The sequence below is a fragment of the Nocardia sp. NPDC050793 genome (assembly GCF_040654065.1).
GTDB lineage: Bacteria > Actinomycetota > Actinomycetes > Mycobacteriales > Mycobacteriaceae > Nocardia.
In genome coordinates this window covers 144,680-159,434 of sequence record NZ_JBFAHG010000003.1, presented here as the reverse complement: position 1 = coordinate 159,434, position 14,755 = coordinate 144,680, and the positions used below count along the sequence as shown (strand labels likewise).

Genomic DNA, 14,755 nt, shown 5'->3' with positions numbered 1-14,755 from the left:
ATCACCAATTGGTCAGGATCAGATGGACCACCAGCAAAGTGCCGAAAGCCTGCACCGCGAGCCAGGCTCGCGCCGAGGACCGGGGCAAGAAAGCGGTGCCGACCAGCAACCACAGATCGAACGGTAACCAGATGCGTTCGGTCTCCGCTTTGCTCAGCCCGCTGATATCGGCGGCGATGATGGCGCACAGGCCTGCCGCCACGAGCAACGACGCCGGTTCGAGTGCACGCAGCCGCGTCCGTGCGAGCGCACGATGGACCGCGGCGGCCGTCGCCAAGCCGACCGCGCAGACGGTTGCGGCGAGATTGCCCCACCACCAGTAGGCATAGGACCGCTCGGCAGCGATCCCCTGGTAGTACCGCTCGACCACCAGGTGATAGCCATCCAGCCACCAGAATCCGGCGAGGGTGAAGACCGCCGCGACGGCGAACGCACCCGCGGCAGCGGGTAGCAGCGGCCGGGCCGTCCGGCTCGAAAGCAACACGGCCACAGCGGGTATCGCCATCAACACCAGTCCGTAGCTGAGATAGATGCCGAAGCCGAACAAGACCCCGGCGCCCACACCCGCGACCGGACCACCACCGGGCCTGCACGCGATGGCGAGCAACGCGACCGCCCATGCAGTGACGCCGGCGAACATCGCGTCCGCCGAGACCGCGATCCACAGCGCCGCCGGCGCGAGCACGAGGAACGGCAACGCGGCCCTGGCCCGATCCTCTGCGCCCAGTGCCCGCAACGCGACCGCCACGGCCACGACCGCACTACAGCCGATGGCCATGCAGGCTGAACCGGCCCACATACCACCGCCGAGACCGAGCCGGTCCAGCAGCACGAAGAACAGCAGCGCGCCGGGCGGATGCCCGGAAACATGCGTGGTCCATGAATCCTGCTGGAAGTCGAGAATGCGCCCGGAGAATTCACGCAGCATGACGGGGATATCGGTGACGCCGCCGACCTCGTGCAGGTATTCGTTGGAATCGGTGAGCCGCCCTACGAACCCGCGTTGCCAGCCGTCGACCATGGCCAACGAGAATGCCCAGGCGACGGCGACGCTCCAGGCCGTCACCAGCAGCCGCCGCCAGGGCAGGCGCTCCGCCAGAGCCGGACCCTGGGTGACAACGAACGCCGCGATGACAACGGCGGGCACGGTGCCCCACCCCGCGTGTGGCAGCCAGTTGCCGAAAATCGGTGCCGCACCGGCATACAGCTTTGCGCGCCATTGTTCGCTGGCAATCTGCGGGACCAGGAACGCTGCGGCGACGATGACGGCGGCGATACCTGCCCCGGCTACCTCGCCACGAATCGGGATACGGAGCCGGGGCGCGGAATCGATGAGGTCTTGCACGGGTCAAACGATAGGTCAATGTCCGGCCGTTGGCCCTGTTCCAGCGGCCTTTTCCGGGTCCGTCACCCTTTCGTCACAGGTTTTCCGGCGCTATTGGCGGCGCGGCGGCTTAGCGTCGGAATCGTGACAGAAACCCACGTTGAACCGGACAGTGTGACCGTGGTGATTCCGTGCCGGGACGAAGCTGAAGCGTTGCCAGCAGTATTGGCGGCCATCCCCCTCGAGTATCACGCGGTCGTCGTCGACAACGGCTCCACCGATGACACCGCGGCCGTAGCGCGAGTGCGCGGCGCGACCGTGGTACGGGAAGACCGGCCCGGGTACGGCGCGGCCGTCCAGGCGGGCATCGGCGCGGCGCGCACCGAATTGGTCGCGGTGCTCGACGGCGACGGGTCGATGGACCCGGCCGACCTGCCCGGACTCGTCGCTTTGGTCCGCGACGGCGCCGATCTCGCGGTCGGCAGGCGACGCCCCGTCCACGCACGGGTCTGGCCGTGGCACGCACGGCTGGGGAATCACGTGATCGCCGCCCGGCTGCGTCGCAAATACGGTCTGCCCGTGCACGATATCGCCGCGATGCGGGTGGCCCGGCGCAGTGCCATGTTGTCGCTCGGCCCGCTGCACAACCGGTCCGGTTACCCGCTGGAACTTCTCGTCGCGGCCTCGTCGGCAGGATGGCGCGTCGTCGAGCGCGATATCGCCTATCGGCCGCGCACAGGTGGCGTCTCCAAGGTCTCCGGCTCGATACTCGGCACGCTGCGTGCCACCAAGGACTTCCTGGCGGTGCTGCGATGACCTGCCTCACCTCGCCCGGCGCCACTCTGCTGGTGCTGGCGAAAGCCCCGATCGCCGGGTTCGCGAAAACCAGGCTGACCCCGCCGCTCACGCCACGGGATGCGGCGCTCGTCGCGGCGGCTTCGCTGCTGGACACGCTGGAATCGGTGCTACGCAGCCAGGTGGCCCACCGCGTCGTCGCGTTCACCGGCAACCTCGCTGCGGCCGAACGCGCGCCCGAAATAGCCCGGATGCTGGACCGATTCCGGGTGATCCCGCAGCGTGGCGCGGACTTCGGCACACGCCTGGCCAATGCACACGCCGATGCCGCACGTTTCGGCGCACCTGTCCTCCAGATCGGGATGGACACTCCGCAGCTCGGGCCGGACGTACTCACCTGTGCCGCAGCGGAATTGGCCGCCGGAACGGCAGCCCTCCTCGGTCCGGCCACGGACGGCGGCTGGTGGGCGCTCGGCCTGCCGACTCCACAGCCGGCGCGCCTGCTCGCCGAGGTCCCGATGTCCACGAACCGAACCGGCGAGCTGACCCGTGCTGCCCTGCTGTCCTGCGGATTACATGTCGACAACCTTCCTCTGTTCAGCGATGTCGACAGCTTCGACGACGCCGTCCGGGTAGCGGCTGAATCCGGTGGGCGGTTCGCCGACACCGTCCACCGCCTTGGGTTGGTGCCACGATGAATCTGGATGTCTTTCGGTATCGGCTAGCGGCCCACCCGGACACACGGCAACTCGACTGCGCACCAGATCTCTTCGACCAGGCCATGACCGGCGCGGAATGCTGGATGCGCACGGCAGACGGCGCCCGGCATCGGCTACCCACGCGCCGCTGGCTCGGACATCCGGATCCCGCCGACCGCTGCGCGGACGCCGCGATCACCCACTCCTGCGATGGACCGACCATCGATCTGGGCTGCGGACCGGGCCGGCTCGTGGCAGCCCTGCTGCGACGAGGTGTGATCGCCCTCGGTGTCGATCTTTCGCCGATGGCGGTCGGCGTCACGCGGTTCCGCGGCGCCCCTGCGCTGCGGCGAGACCTGTTCGGCCACTTACCCGGCGCCGGACGCTGGGCCTACGCGATTCTCGCCGACGGCAATATCGGAATCGGCGGTGACCCGCGACGATTACTGGTCCGCTCGGCGGAACTGCTCGGCATCGGTGGCGTGGCAATCGTCGAATTCGATCCACCCCGTACCGGTTTCGACGTCAGCCCGATCCGTCTGGAAACCCGGACGCGAGTAGGCGCCTGGATGCCCTGGGCCCGGGTCGGCATCGATCACGCGCAGGAGTTGTCCGCCGCCAGCGGCTTCCGCCTCATCACGACGGCGGAGGTCTCCGGACGACATTTCGCCTGGTTCAGGCGCCTTTCGGAGGCTGGCTGATGATAGTGCGCAGACCCGGGCCGATCGGGATATCGAGCGCCCGCGGACCGGAAGTGGCGAGCCGGGTCGGTCTCGCCCTCGGCACGGCCATCACGATCTGCTTCGTGACAGGCCTGCTCAGCCATTGGATCCAACATCCACCCGGATGGTTCTGGTGGCCGGCCAACCCGGTCTGGTTGTATCGGGTGACCCAAGGGGCTCACGTCATCTCCGGCGTCGCGGCGATACCGCTCCTGCTGGTCAAACTCTGGGCGGTATACCCGAAGCTGTTCCAGCGGCCTGTGATCGGATCACCGCTGCAGCTACTGGAACGTGGATCCATCGCCCTGCTCGTCGGGGCGACCATATTCGAACTGTCCACCGGATTGTTCAATATCGCGCAGTACTACCCGTGGAAGTTCTTCTTCCCCACCGCGCACTACGCAATGGCGTACGTCGTGCTCGGCGCGCTCGCCGTGCACTTGGCGGTGAAACTACCGGTCATTCGGAGGGCGCTGAGCAGCCGATTGGATGAAGCGGAACCGGCCACGGAGCCGGCCGGCGATCGGCATATTTCGCGGCGTGGGGTGCTGAACGCTGCCTGGGTTGCGGCTGGTGTGGCAGTCGTGGCTGTCGCCGGGCAGACGGTGCCATTCCTGCGCTGGGCATCCCTGCTGGCGCCCCGCAGTGGCGAGGGACCTCAGGGTGTCCCGGTCAACAGGACGGCCGCGGCAGCCGGAACCAGTAGCGCGGCACGGGATTCCGGCTACCGGTTGACGGTATCGATCGGCGGGCACAGCCGTGGGTTCACCCGAGCCGAATTGCTGGCACTTCCACAGACTTCCGCCCGATTGCCGATCGCGTGCGTCGAAGGCTGGAGCGCCTCGGCCGAGTGGTCCGGCGTCCGGCTGCGGGACCTCCTGGCCGCGGTCGGGCCCTACCGAGGTGGGGATATCCGGTTGCGGTCGCTCGAAGCCAGCGGCCTCTACAACAGTTCGGTTCTTCCGCAACGCCATGCCCTCGACGCGAACACCCTGATCGCCCTTGCGATCAACGGTGAGACCCTCGACCTCGACCACGGCTACCCCTGCCGATTGATCGCTCCCAATCGCCCCGGCGTGCTGCAGACGAAGTGGTTGTCCACGATCGAGGTGCTTTCATGACCATCGTACGAACCCTGCTGGCCCTGACCGGTGCAGCGCTCCTGTGGTACGCGATCACCCTGCTGCTCGATTTCGGCACCCAGGATCTGATCTCGATCGCGCTGTGGTTCGCGGCCGGGATCCTGCTCCACGACGCAGTTCTCGCACCGCTGAGCGCGATAGTCGGTCTGAGTGCCCGGCGGATCCTGCCACGCCCCTGGTGGGCAGCCGCTGCCTGCGGCGCGGTCTGCACCGTCACCTTGATGCTGATCGCTACCCCGGTACTCGGCCGCGGTCACGCCGTCCCCGCCAACCCGACCATTCTCGACCGAAACTATCCGATCGGCCTCGCGATACTGCTGACCATCATCTGGCTGCTCGTCCTGGCCGTCACCGCAACGCATCGACGGAAGCCCACAACAGACACGTCCGGGAGAGGATCATGAACCGGCTTCGGCGACCTGCGCGCCCTAGGCTGTCAGCCTCTACCGGCACTCGGCTCACCCCCATATCCGCGACGCATTGCGGCAACTGCGGCCCTACGTGCACGACCTCACCGAGGAGGCGTGGGAGCACCGCGTCCCCTCTCGCACCACCGTGCATATCCCTTGCCTCACATGGCGACTCGCTTGCCGGCTTCCAGGTACATCCGGTCGGCGGGCTGGACACCGAACGCCGTGTAGAACTCCGGCATGTTGCGAGCCACCTGATTGACGCGGAATTCGGCGGGAGAGTGCGAGTCGAGTCCGAGCATCATGGCCTGATACTCCGGGCTCGCGCAGTGCCGCCACATGCGCGCGTATGCCTGGAACAGCGGGCGGTAGTCCGGATCCGTCACGCCGCGACGCTGTTCGGCGAACCGGTAGGCCGCCAATGCCGTCGTCAGTCCGCGCAGGTCGGCGAGATTCTCGGTGACGGTGAGCGCGCCGTCGACATGCTGGTCGGCGCTCAGGCCTTCCGGTACGAGCGGGTTGTACTGGTCTACGACCAGTTGGGCCTTGGCCTCGAAGGCAGCCTTGTCCTCTGGTGTCCACCAGTCCCGCAGGATCCCGTCTGCATCGTATTTGGAGCCGCCGGTGTCGAAACCGTGGCCCATCTCGTGGGCGATCACGACGCCGATACCGCCGTAGTTGACCGCCGCGTCGGCATCCGGGTCGAAGAACGGCGGTTGCAGAATGGCCGCGGGCAGGCAGATGTGGTTGAGCTCCCAGCTGTAGCCGGCGTTCACGTCGGCGGACGTCATGAAATCCCACTCGCCGCGATCCACGGGCCGCTCCAGTTTCCGCAATTGCCATTGGAATTCGAAGCGATCGGCGCCGCGCAACGCGACGACGAAATCGCCCTGCGGAATGCCCAGCCCGGTGTAGTCGCGCCCGCGTGACGGCTCGCCGACCATCGCAATCACCTTGTCCACCTTGGCCACCGCGGTCTGCCGGGTGGCCTCGGACATCCACGTTGCCTCGCCCAGTGCGGTCCGATAGGCGCGCAACAGATTCCCGACCAGCTCGTCGGCGAGCTTCTTGGACTCGGCCGGGAAATGACGCGCGACATAGGCGCGCCCGAGCGCGTCCCCGAGCCGCTCCCGGACCACCCGCACCGCCGTGCGCCACGGTTCCGGCGGCTGCTGGGTTCCCTGCAGCGTCCGGTCGTTCCAGTCGAAATGCGCCTCGGCGAACGCGGTGGACAGCGTCGGCGCGTAGCGTGAGATCACCCTGAGCCGCAGATAGTCCCGCAACACCGCGATGTCCGTCTCGGCCCACAGCCGGGCGGCCACGGGCAGGTATCCGGGCTGGTCCACCACCACCGTCTCGAATCGCGCGGGCAGGTCGGTCACGCCCGCGAGCCAGGCGTCCCAGTCGAATCCCGGTGCCAGGTCCCGCAATCCACTCCACGGGTAGGAGTTGTACGACGACAGGGATTCGATGACGAGCGCGAGATCCACATGCCCACCGGCGATTCCGTTCTCCAGCTCGTAGGTCCGCATGGCGAGTCCGGTCGGCTCCGGTAGGCCCGACGCGCGCCCGACGCGCTCGAGGTAGGTACGGTAGGCGGCCTGCTGATCGGCGTATCGAGTATCGCGGTAGAAGGAGCCGTCCGGCATTCCGAGCCCCGATTGTGACAGGTAGACCCGATGCCGGGTCGGATCCTTGCGATCGGGCTGAACCCGCACTCCGATCAGCCCCGGCACGCCGAGCGCAGTGAGGCGACCCATCACCATCGCGAGCTCGGGTTTACCGGCGGCGTTGTCGATATCGGCGAGCAGATCCGCCAGTGGGGTTATCCCCGCCCGCTCGCGCGCGGCGGTGTCGAGGCAGCCGGTGTAGACAGCGTGCAGACACTGTTCATCGGTGCCCGCGGCCGCTGCCGACATGCCCTCGAGAATCTCGCGGAGCCGCTGCTCGGTGCGATCGGTGAGCTCGTCGAACGCCCCGTAGCTGGGCTTGTCCGCCGGTAACCGGAATTCCCGCAGCCACGCCCCGTTGATATGCCGGTACAGGTCGTCCTGTGGCCGGAGCGCCGCATCGACGCCGGACAGATCCGGTCCGGTCGACCGTTTCGGGGCAGCGGCCGCGGAACAGGAGGCGATCGACACCAGCAGTGGCGCCGCCGCGGCGGTAGCGAGGAACTGCCGCCGATCCAACCGATGTCGCTGAAATGACCCCGAATTGCTCTCGCGCCCAATCATATTCGAGAGGCTAAGAGCCGATGGACGTTCCCGGATCGGGCTGCCGAATGACCGTCGCTAAGCCTGGCGATGGACTCCTACCCTGACCACACCCCGAGGCGAAGGTGCTGCCAAGGCCCCTGCCGAGCGGGCTCGGTCGGAGCGGCAGGCGCGCCGAATCGTGGTGCTCACCGCGGGTGCGGTTCTGGTGATCAGGGGTTGAGTGGCTGCTCGCTTCAGCGACGCTCGAGTTCGACCTGCTCGGCCTCGCGCGCAACGACTTCTGGATGTTGCGGAGCGAACCAGGTTCGGTAGAACACGATAGACAGTGCGGTGAGAATGCCGAGGATCGCGAAGCCGAAGGGGACCGGGTAGGTCGCCATCGGCATCGCGAAGTAACGGATGCACAGCAGCACTCCCGCGAACGTGGCGATCCCCATCGCCACCACCCGCACGCGCGGACGGTCCCAGCCTCGGTCGGGGTCGCGCAGGGCGGACTCGATCGTCAGGCACAGTGCGGCGCCCGCCACGAGGTCGACGCCGTAGTGTGCCCCGAGGCCGAGCGTCGCGATGAGAGTGCACACCAGCCAGAAAGCACCGCCCCAGCGCAACCAGCCCGGCCCGCGTCGTGAGTGGATGAACAGCGCGAGTGCCCACGCCGTATGCAGCGATGGCATACAGTTGCGCGGTGTGATGCCGTCGAAGGGCATCGATTCGACCGAGGCGGGAAGCGCCGGAACGAGATTCGGCCAGACGTCGGCGAGTTCCATGCCGTGCCCCTGCGGTCCGAAGGCGAGCACAGGCCCCACCACCGGGAAGATCACGTAAAAAATCGGGCCGATGAGGCCGAGTACCAAGAACGTGCGCACCAAGTGGTGCCGCGGCCACGAACCCGTGGTCACGCCGCGCAACTGCCAAATGGCGACGACAATGGCCGCCACCGGAAGCTCGAAGTACACCCAGCGCACCAGACCCACCGGTACCGGCCCGGCCAAGTCGAGCGCATGCCCGACGACCCAGGACGGATTGCCGAGCGCTCGATCGGCCAGCTCCACATACGGGTCGAGGACCTGCGGACAGGACCAGGCCGTGATGTCCAACCAGATTTCGCCGACCTTCGTCGCGAGGATGAGCAGCGCTCCGAGCGCGATCGTGTGCAGTGCCGTCCGCCGTCGCACACCGCTCCACCGTAGGGCGGCGATCACCGCCAGCGCCGTCAGCACAATGGTCGGTCCGTTGCCGACGGTGAACGGCCGACCGTCGAATGTCCGAACCGCCACGAAGATCAGATCGATGGCGACCGCGGCGGCGAGGGCGCTCACCCGTACCCGGACGGTGACACCGATCAGTGCCAGCAGGAAGCCCGCCCACGGTGTCGTCGCCGACTTGGGTGTCCCGGCGTAGTCGCGAAAGAGGCTGGTCAATGGGCCGAGAGCGTGGATGTGAACGGCCATGAGCTGACCCGCGACAAGCACCAGCACCGCGGCGGCAATGCCGCCCCACACCACGAGCGGCCGAAATCGACGCTCCCGGAGTCGCTCAACTCCCGCTGGCTCCGGAGGTGAGGTCGAACTGCCGTGCGCGTCGTGAATAAGCATTCGGACATCGTAAATACGGCGTGAACACTGCTTGACGGCGGACTTAACACAGACCGACACCGGGCGATCGAATGCGAATACGCATGCGCGCCATGCGGGAACGTCGCCCGGGTCTCCTCGGCATTCTTATGAATTCGTACTCATCGAGTACCTCTCAACGGGCGAAACGCCTGGACGCCATGCCTGTAGCGACCGTCGGGTAGATGGGCGGCGTGTCCGCTGCCCCGACAGCATCCGGTCGCCCCAACTCCATGCGGCTGCTGTTTCCATCGAGCTGGGTCATCAACGCCGATGGCCGCGACGGCGATCGGGCGCCGCCGCAGCCAGGCTCCGTCAACGGCGGGTGGGCCGCTTCTCCGGTTGAACGTAGCCCGGAACCGTGGTGGCGGGTCAGCGTTCGCGGCGGTAGAGCCGCATAGTGATGGGACCGAAGACGGTGACCAAGGCGGCGCACGTCAGTAGGACCCAGCCGATTTCGGTGGTCGCCGCGTTCCCGTGCATAAGCGCGCGCACGGCGGTGACGAGATGGGTGATCGGGTTGATGTCGACGAACGCCTCGAGCCAGTCGGGCAGGGTGGCGGGGTCGATGAAGATGTTGCTGATGAAGCTCAGGGGGAAGGTGACCAGGATGGCGAGGAACATGACCGAGCTGGGGGTGCGGGCGAGCAGGCCGAGGCTGGTCCATGCCCAGGACAGGCTCCATGCGAACAGCAGGACCAAGCCCACCCCGGCCAGTAGGCCCCCGACGCCCGCGTCGGGCCGGAAACCCAGCGCCACACCGGCGCTGATCACCACGGTGGCGGCGATGGCGTAGCGGCCGAGGTCGGCGAGGAGCGCTCCGACCAGGGCGGCGGGCTGCCAGATCGGCAGGGATCGAAAGCGGTCGAAGACGCCTTTGCCGATGTCGGTGTTGAGGGAGACCGCGGTCGACTGGGTGGTCATCATGACCGTCATCACCAGGATGCCGGGCAAAAGCGAGTGCAGGTACTCACTGGTGGAGCCAGCCAGGGCACCACCGAACAGGTAGGTGAACATGACCAGCATCATCAGCGGGAACACGGTCACGTCGGAGAGCTGGTCGGGCACATGTTTGATCCGCAGCAGCGCGCGCCAGGCGAAGGCACGGGCGGTCCTGACGGCACCGGGACGGGTCGGGCGGGCGTGGCTGGATAACACCGCGCGCAGCGGGCCGGCGGTGGTGGGGATGGTGGGGACGGTGCTCATACGGGAATCTCCTCGGCGGCGTCCGGTGTGGCGTGATGGCCGGTCAGGGCGAGGAACACCTCGTCGAGGGTGCTCTGGCCGACGCTGAAATCAGTGACGTCGATGCCGTTGCGCGTAAGCTCGCTCAACGCCGTACCGGCGCGGCCGGGATCGTACAGGCGGGCCGACAGCACCGCGGGGTCGTCCTCGCGGTGGACCGGAACGGCCAGCACCGCGGTCAGGACTCGCTCCGCCTCCGGCCTCAGCACCGGATCGCGGAGCCGGACGTGCACGGCCCCGGCTCCGACGGATTCCTTGAGTTCGGCGGTGGTGCCCTCGGCGATGATCCGGCCGTGGTCGATCACCGCGAGACGGTCGGCCAGCCGATCGGCCTCCTCCAGATACTGGGTGGTGAGCAGCACCGTGGTGCCGCCCTCGGTCAACGCCCGCACCACATCCCAGACTTGGGAGCGACTGCGCGGGTCGAGGCCGGTGGTCGGTTCGTCGAGGAACAGCAGCGCCGGGGTGGTCACGATGCTCGCGGCGATGTCCAAGCGGCGGCGCATCCCGCCCGAGTACCGCTTGGCTTGGCGGTCGGCGGCGGCTTCGAGATCGAACGCGGCCAGCAGCTCCCGAGCCCGCTCGGTGGCGGCGCGGCGGCCGTGGCCCAGCAGCAGGCCCATCAGGATCAGGTTCTCCATGCCGGTGAGATCTTCGTCCACCGAGGCGTATTGGCCGGTCAGGCTGATGCGGGCGCGGACCGCGTCGGCGTCGGTGACGACGTCGTGCCCGAAGACGCGCGCCCGCCCGCCGGTGGGCCGGATCAGCGTGGCGAGCATGCGGATGGTGGTGGTCTTGCCCGCGCCGTTCGGGCCGAGGAATCCGTAGATGCCTCCTTCGGCGACGGTGAGGTCGACGCCGTCGACAGCAGCGGTGCCGCCGAATTGCTTGCTCAGCCCTTCGGCGTGAATCGCATACGGGGACATGGTCTTTCCTTCCGGGGTCGGGCTCGCGTCGGTAGGGTTCACTGCACGGTGGCGGTCTTGCGCATGCGCAGCACCTCGTCGACGCCGAAGAGCCACAACCCGAAACGCTCCGCGGGCGACTGCTGCGCGGCGACCGACGCGGCGGGAACCAGCTCGGGTTCGACGACCCGATAGGTGGTTCCTTCGTGGACCACCTCCGCGGTCCCGGACGCTACGAAGTTCTTCAACCAGTCGGGGTCGGTGCCGTAGGGCAGGGAGACCAGGAAGTCGTCCCCGGCTTCGGTGATGCCGATCGGTGTCTCGTATACGGTGCCGCTGATACGGCCCGTGTGACGGATTACCGACGCCGGGGCGCCCGGGGTCCCGGCGGTCTTCATGACGCGCCGATTCGTGAAGCGCCGGTTGAACCGGCGGACGACCGTGACGCCGGGGCCGTACCCCGTGCGCAGCACCACCAACAGGAACAAGCCCGCGATCAACATCAGCCCGACCGGCACTGCCGCGACGATCGCCATCCAGATCCACATGACCTCACCACTCCTTCTCTTACGTTGTAAGTCTGATGTCGCAAGGGAAGCATTACAACGTAAGGCTGTCAAGAGCGGGCAGCCTTACCGTGTACGGTAAATTTGTTCGTCATGGTCACCGATCAACGTCCCCGGCTGAGCCGGGAGCAGATTCTCCGCGCCGCCGTCGCCCGGGCCGACCGGGACGGACTGGAGGCGGTGACCATGCGCGCGGTCGCCACCGACCTCGGCGTCGAGGCGATGTCGCTCTACTACCACGTGGCCAACAAGGCCGAACTCCTCGACGGTATGGCCGAGGTCGTGCTGGATGGCATCAACCAGGCGGTCGAGCCGCTGGTCGCCGAGTCGCCGGACGACTGGAAACCGGTGCTGCGCACGCGCATTCTCACCGCACGGGATGTCCTGCTCGGCCACCCGTGGGCCCCCGCGCTGATCGCGACGCGCTCATCGATGACGCTGCCGCTGATCACCTATTTCGACGCGGCGATCGGACTGCTGCGGACCGGCGGGTTCTCCTACGATCTGGTCCACCACGCCATGCACGCCCTGGGCAGCCGGGTCTTGGGCTTCACCCAGGAACTGTTCGACTCGGCGGACGATCAGACCGATGAACAGGCGATGAGCACGCTTCGAGCCATGTCCGACCGGTTCCCGAACATCGTGGCGATGATGGCCGCGACTGCCCACGAACACACCGGCCAATCGCTCGGGCGCTGCGATGACCAGACCGAGTTCGAGTTCGGCCTGGACATCATCCTCAACGGGCTCGAACGGATGCGCGTCGCCCACTGACGCCGCGGGCATCCGCCCAGGGTGCACCGAAGACCGAGAAATCCACGTTCACGCGCACCCATCCGCAGCGTGTGACACCAGTGGCAGCCAGAGGATCAACGATCCCGCCGCCGCGCGGCCGGGTCGCTCTCGGCCTGAAAGCACCGCAGCTCTGCCTCGGACACCCGCGCGTACTTCGCCAGGCTGCGCACTGATGTATGCCGCTTGGTGTAGTCGTCGCCACAGATCCGGATCGGTCCACACAGTGAACCGGCGATGAGCGGTCGGCATCCGCAGGCCACGGCGTGGCACGGCTCGCGGCCTGCGTGTTCGCGGCCTGCACCGCCACCCGCATCGGGGAGGTGTCAGGCTGCCGCATCCGCGATATCGACACCGAAACCTGGCCGTGGAGATTGCGGCGGCAGACCACGCCGGGGCCGGGCGGAATGCGTGACAAGCGGACGAAAGGCAAGCGGGCCCGGACAATACCGCTCATCGCCGAAGACCGGCCGCTGATTCTCGCGCGGATCAACAATGCCCGCGCCAGAGTCGAATGCGAGCTGGCCAACGCCAGCGCCGAGGAACGACACGACGCGTTGCTCGACGCTCGGCTGTTCGTCGGCCCGCGCGGCGGTCGCATCGCCACCGGCGTGCTGCGGAAGGCGACGCATTGGGATGAGGTCGTAGCGCGGCTGGGTTTCGAGCATCTGCGCCGTCACGATCTGCGGCACACGGGCTTGACGTGGTTCGCCGACGCCGGGGTGCCGTTGCACCGCCTTCAGCGGATCGCCCGGGCACACCGATCCGCGGATCACCCAGCGGTACCTACACCCGGATGTCGAGGCCCTACGCGGCGACGGCGAGAAACTCTCGCAACACCTTCAGGGCGAAAATGGTCCCAAAGTGGTCCCAACCCTACGAATAGCCCAGTAGCAGCAAATCCCCTCCGACGCAGGTCGGAGGGGATTTCTGCCTGTCGGGCTGACAGGATTTGAACCTGCTACCACTTGACACAGGTTCCAGTTTCCCGGACGTGTCTCATCGATGCCCAAAACTGCTGGCTATTCATAGATTTGGACGGGATAGGACTCAATAGCTATGTCCTGGCTAACTGATCGGTGGTCCGGCCCGCGGACCAGTTCCCAGATCGGTGGTGAGCAGGTCCGGGTGTGGTTGACCGAAGAGCCCCCGAGCGATCCGCGACCGCGAATGCCCGCGGGTGGGTCTATCCGCAGGACCGCGCTGCAAAATAGGTATGTACCCCGTAGTACGCCCGTCGTGGTTTTGCGTCGGGAAGGAGATGCTCGGTGGGATGACATCACATCCATCTCCCCGAGGGTTTCCATGTCCGAGCACACACACCAGTCAGGCGGCGATACCGTCGGTCGGGCCGCGACCAAGCTGATGATCCGGCGTTGTGCCGGCTGTGACAAGTTGTTCGCCCCGCTGACCACTGCATGTTCATCGTGTGGGTCGTTGAATCTCGAGTCGGTGCCATCATCGGGTCTCGGTTCGATCGTGGCGTGGCGGTTGGTGCACCGCTGCGTGGGCGGCCCCCACACCGCGGTGGTGCCTTTGACCATCGCCATCGTGGAACTCGACGACGGCCCGTGGGTGTACACGACCATAGAAGGAGACATCCCGCCGTTCTCCGATCCGCCGATCCGCGTGCGATTCGAGCCGCACCCCCGGGTCGACCGGTTCCCCGTGTTCGCCGTCTGCCCAGCGACGCCAGCCACGGATGGCGGCGTTCCTCCCACCGCGCACCGCGGGAGCACCTTCGAGAAGGTGCGCTCGACCCATCGTCCGGACTCGGACTCCAAGCATCGCTACGACACATCATGGGTTCGCGCTGCCCTTCACGAGTGTGATTTTCTGGAAAGCGCGAAGTCTATGGACGCGGCGGCAAAAGCACTGATCGGTTTCGCGATCCGATGGGCACCGTTCGGCGGCGCCGCTGCCAGCGAGCTGCTGGTGACCTTCGGCGTCACCCGTCGGCGTTTCCTGCATTTGGTGGAGGAGGCGTTGCATCCGCGACGGACCGACAGTGTGAAGATGCGCGTGCTCAAGCGCGATCTGAAGGACTCACTGGCGCAGGCGTGGCGGATGAATCCTGCCGCGTTGTCAGCAGATGGAGCCTGAGGCAGACACTGGGAACTCGCGACGCACGGTTCCCCGGATCCGGCTGTGTGTGTTGCCGCGGCGGCTGCCCGTCATGTCTCAGGAAATAGTGCGTGAGCCACGATCGTTGTCTGCGAACCGAAGGCGGCCAACTCGAAGCCGCCGTTCAACGGCACCTTGGTCACCAGCGCGACCAACTCTGACCAGCGCTTGTTCACGCTTGGGCAGGGAGTTTGGCCGCTCGT

The 14,755-nt window shown here is 67.0% G+C and carries 14 protein-coding genes; 8 read left to right on the top strand and 6 right to left on the bottom strand.

Going from position 1 to position 14,755, the window contains the following annotated elements; genetic code table 11:
* Position 1: 1 nt before the first annotated feature.
* Complete coding sequence (locus AB0H50_RS11255; protein ID WP_357449835.1) at positions 2–1,345, bottom strand: hypothetical protein; 1,344 nt, start codon at positions 1,343–1,345, stop codon at positions 2–4.
* A gap of 123 nt (positions 1,346–1,468) precedes the next feature.
* On the opposite strand from AB0H50_RS11255, the gene AB0H50_RS11250 reads away from it, so the two are divergent.
* Genes AB0H50_RS11250 through AB0H50_RS11230 form a run of 5 tightly spaced genes read left to right on the top strand, consistent with a single transcriptional unit; the run spans position 1,469 to position 5,085 of the window.
* Positions 1,469–2,140 carry a glycosyltransferase family 2 protein gene (locus tag AB0H50_RS11250; protein WP_357449832.1) on the top strand — a complete coding sequence of 224 codons (672 nt, stop codon included), beginning with the start codon at positions 1,469–1,471 and terminating at the stop codon, positions 2,138–2,140.
* Positions 2,137–2,817, top strand: a complete 681-nt coding sequence (locus tag AB0H50_RS11245; RefSeq protein WP_357449829.1) for a DUF2064 domain-containing protein — start codon at positions 2,137–2,139, stop codon at positions 2,815–2,817. The genes AB0H50_RS11250 and AB0H50_RS11245 overlap by 4 nt, the downstream gene beginning before the upstream one ends.
* Positions 2,814–3,518: a class I SAM-dependent methyltransferase gene (locus tag AB0H50_RS11240; protein WP_357449826.1), complete on the top strand. Its 705-nt coding sequence runs from the start codon at positions 2,814–2,816 to the stop codon at positions 3,516–3,518. The genes AB0H50_RS11245 and AB0H50_RS11240 overlap by 4 nt, the downstream gene beginning before the upstream one ends.
* Positions 3,518–4,660 (top strand): molybdopterin-dependent oxidoreductase, encoded by a 1,143-nt coding sequence (locus AB0H50_RS11235; RefSeq protein ID WP_357449823.1) that lies wholly within the window; start codon positions 3,518–3,520, stop codon positions 4,658–4,660. The genes AB0H50_RS11240 and AB0H50_RS11235 overlap by 1 nt, the downstream gene beginning before the upstream one ends.
* Positions 4,657–5,085, top strand: a complete 429-nt coding sequence (locus AB0H50_RS11230) for a hypothetical protein (RefSeq protein WP_357449820.1) — start codon at positions 4,657–4,659, stop codon at positions 5,083–5,085. The genes AB0H50_RS11235 and AB0H50_RS11230 overlap by 4 nt, the downstream gene beginning before the upstream one ends.
* A gap of 167 nt (positions 5,086–5,252) precedes the next feature.
* On the opposite strand, the gene AB0H50_RS11225 is transcribed toward AB0H50_RS11230, so the two are convergent.
* The 5 genes from AB0H50_RS11225 to AB0H50_RS11205 all read right to left on the bottom strand — a co-directional run bounded on the left by AB0H50_RS11225 (position 5,253) and on the right by AB0H50_RS11205 (position 11,618).
* Complete coding sequence (locus AB0H50_RS11225; RefSeq protein ID WP_357449818.1) at positions 5,253–7,325, bottom strand: M13 family metallopeptidase; 2,073 nt, start codon at positions 7,323–7,325, stop codon at positions 5,253–5,255.
* Positions 7,326–7,540: 215 nt separating this feature from the next.
* A complete protein-coding gene (locus tag AB0H50_RS11220; protein ID WP_357449815.1) occupies positions 7,541–8,962 on the bottom strand; it encodes a phosphatase PAP2 family protein in 1,422 nt (473 codons plus the stop codon).
* A gap of 330 nt (positions 8,963–9,292) precedes the next feature.
* Positions 9,293–10,126: an ABC transporter permease gene (locus AB0H50_RS11215; RefSeq protein WP_357449812.1), complete on the bottom strand. Its 834-nt coding sequence runs from the start codon at positions 10,124–10,126 to the stop codon at positions 9,293–9,295.
* A complete protein-coding gene (locus AB0H50_RS11210; protein WP_357449810.1) occupies positions 10,123–11,091 on the bottom strand; it encodes an ATP-binding cassette domain-containing protein in 969 nt (322 codons plus the stop codon). The genes AB0H50_RS11215 and AB0H50_RS11210 overlap by 4 nt, the downstream gene beginning before the upstream one ends.
* 38 nt (positions 11,092–11,129) lie before the next feature.
* On the bottom strand, positions 11,130–11,618 hold the full coding sequence (locus AB0H50_RS11205) for a nitroreductase/quinone reductase family protein (RefSeq protein WP_357449807.1): 489 nt from the start codon (positions 11,616–11,618) through the stop codon (positions 11,130–11,132).
* 111 nt (positions 11,619–11,729) lie between these two features.
* On the opposite strand from AB0H50_RS11205, the gene AB0H50_RS11200 reads away from it, so the two are divergent.
* The 3 genes from AB0H50_RS11200 to AB0H50_RS11190 all read left to right on the top strand — a co-directional run bounded on the left by AB0H50_RS11200 (position 11,730) and on the right by AB0H50_RS11190 (position 14,531).
* The gene (locus tag AB0H50_RS11200) at positions 11,730–12,410 is read left to right on the top strand and encodes a TetR/AcrR family transcriptional regulator C-terminal domain-containing protein (RefSeq protein ID WP_357449804.1); all 681 of its coding nucleotides are present in this window, start codon (positions 11,730–11,732) and stop codon (positions 12,408–12,410) included.
* A 284-nt stretch (positions 12,411–12,694) separates the two neighbouring features.
* Entirely contained in the window at positions 12,695–13,384 is a 690-nt protein-coding gene (locus AB0H50_RS11195; RefSeq protein ID WP_357449801.1) for a tyrosine-type recombinase/integrase, read from the top strand.
* 349 nt (positions 13,385–13,733) lie between these two features.
* Positions 13,734–14,531 (top strand): hypothetical protein, encoded by a 798-nt coding sequence (locus AB0H50_RS11190; RefSeq protein WP_357449799.1) that lies wholly within the window; start codon positions 13,734–13,736, stop codon positions 14,529–14,531.
* Positions 14,532–14,755: the final 224 nt, after the last annotated feature.

What these genes read in the sequence shown, in the direction of transcription:
- AB0H50_RS11210 (WP_357449810.1), bottom strand. Translation starts at nt 11,091, where the DNA reads ATGTCCCCGTATGCGATTCACGCCGAAGGGCTGAGCAAGCAATTCGGC.
- AB0H50_RS11225 (WP_357449818.1), bottom strand. Translation starts at nt 7,325, where the DNA reads ATGATTGGGCGCGAGAGCAATTCGGGGTCATTTCAGCGACATCGGTTG.
- AB0H50_RS11205 (WP_357449807.1), bottom strand. Translation starts at nt 11,618, where the DNA reads ATGTGGATCTGGATGGCGATCGTCGCGGCAGTGCCGGTCGGGCTGATG.
- AB0H50_RS11240 (WP_357449826.1), top strand. Translation starts at nt 2,814, where the DNA reads ATGAATCTGGATGTCTTTCGGTATCGGCTAGCGGCCCACCCGGACACA.
- AB0H50_RS11245 (WP_357449829.1), top strand. Translation starts at nt 2,137, where the DNA reads ATGACCTGCCTCACCTCGCCCGGCGCCACTCTGCTGGTGCTGGCGAAA.
- AB0H50_RS11230 (WP_357449820.1), top strand. Translation starts at nt 4,657, where the DNA reads ATGACCATCGTACGAACCCTGCTGGCCCTGACCGGTGCAGCGCTCCTG.
- AB0H50_RS11215 (WP_357449812.1), bottom strand. Translation starts at nt 10,126, where the DNA reads ATGAGCACCGTCCCCACCATCCCCACCACCGCCGGCCCGCTGCGCGCG.
- AB0H50_RS11235 (WP_357449823.1), top strand. Translation starts at nt 3,518, where the DNA reads ATGATAGTGCGCAGACCCGGGCCGATCGGGATATCGAGCGCCCGCGGA.
- AB0H50_RS11190 (WP_357449799.1), top strand. Translation starts at nt 13,734, where the DNA reads ATGTCCGAGCACACACACCAGTCAGGCGGCGATACCGTCGGTCGGGCC.
- AB0H50_RS11200 (WP_357449804.1), top strand. Translation starts at nt 11,730, where the DNA reads ATGGTCACCGATCAACGTCCCCGGCTGAGCCGGGAGCAGATTCTCCGC.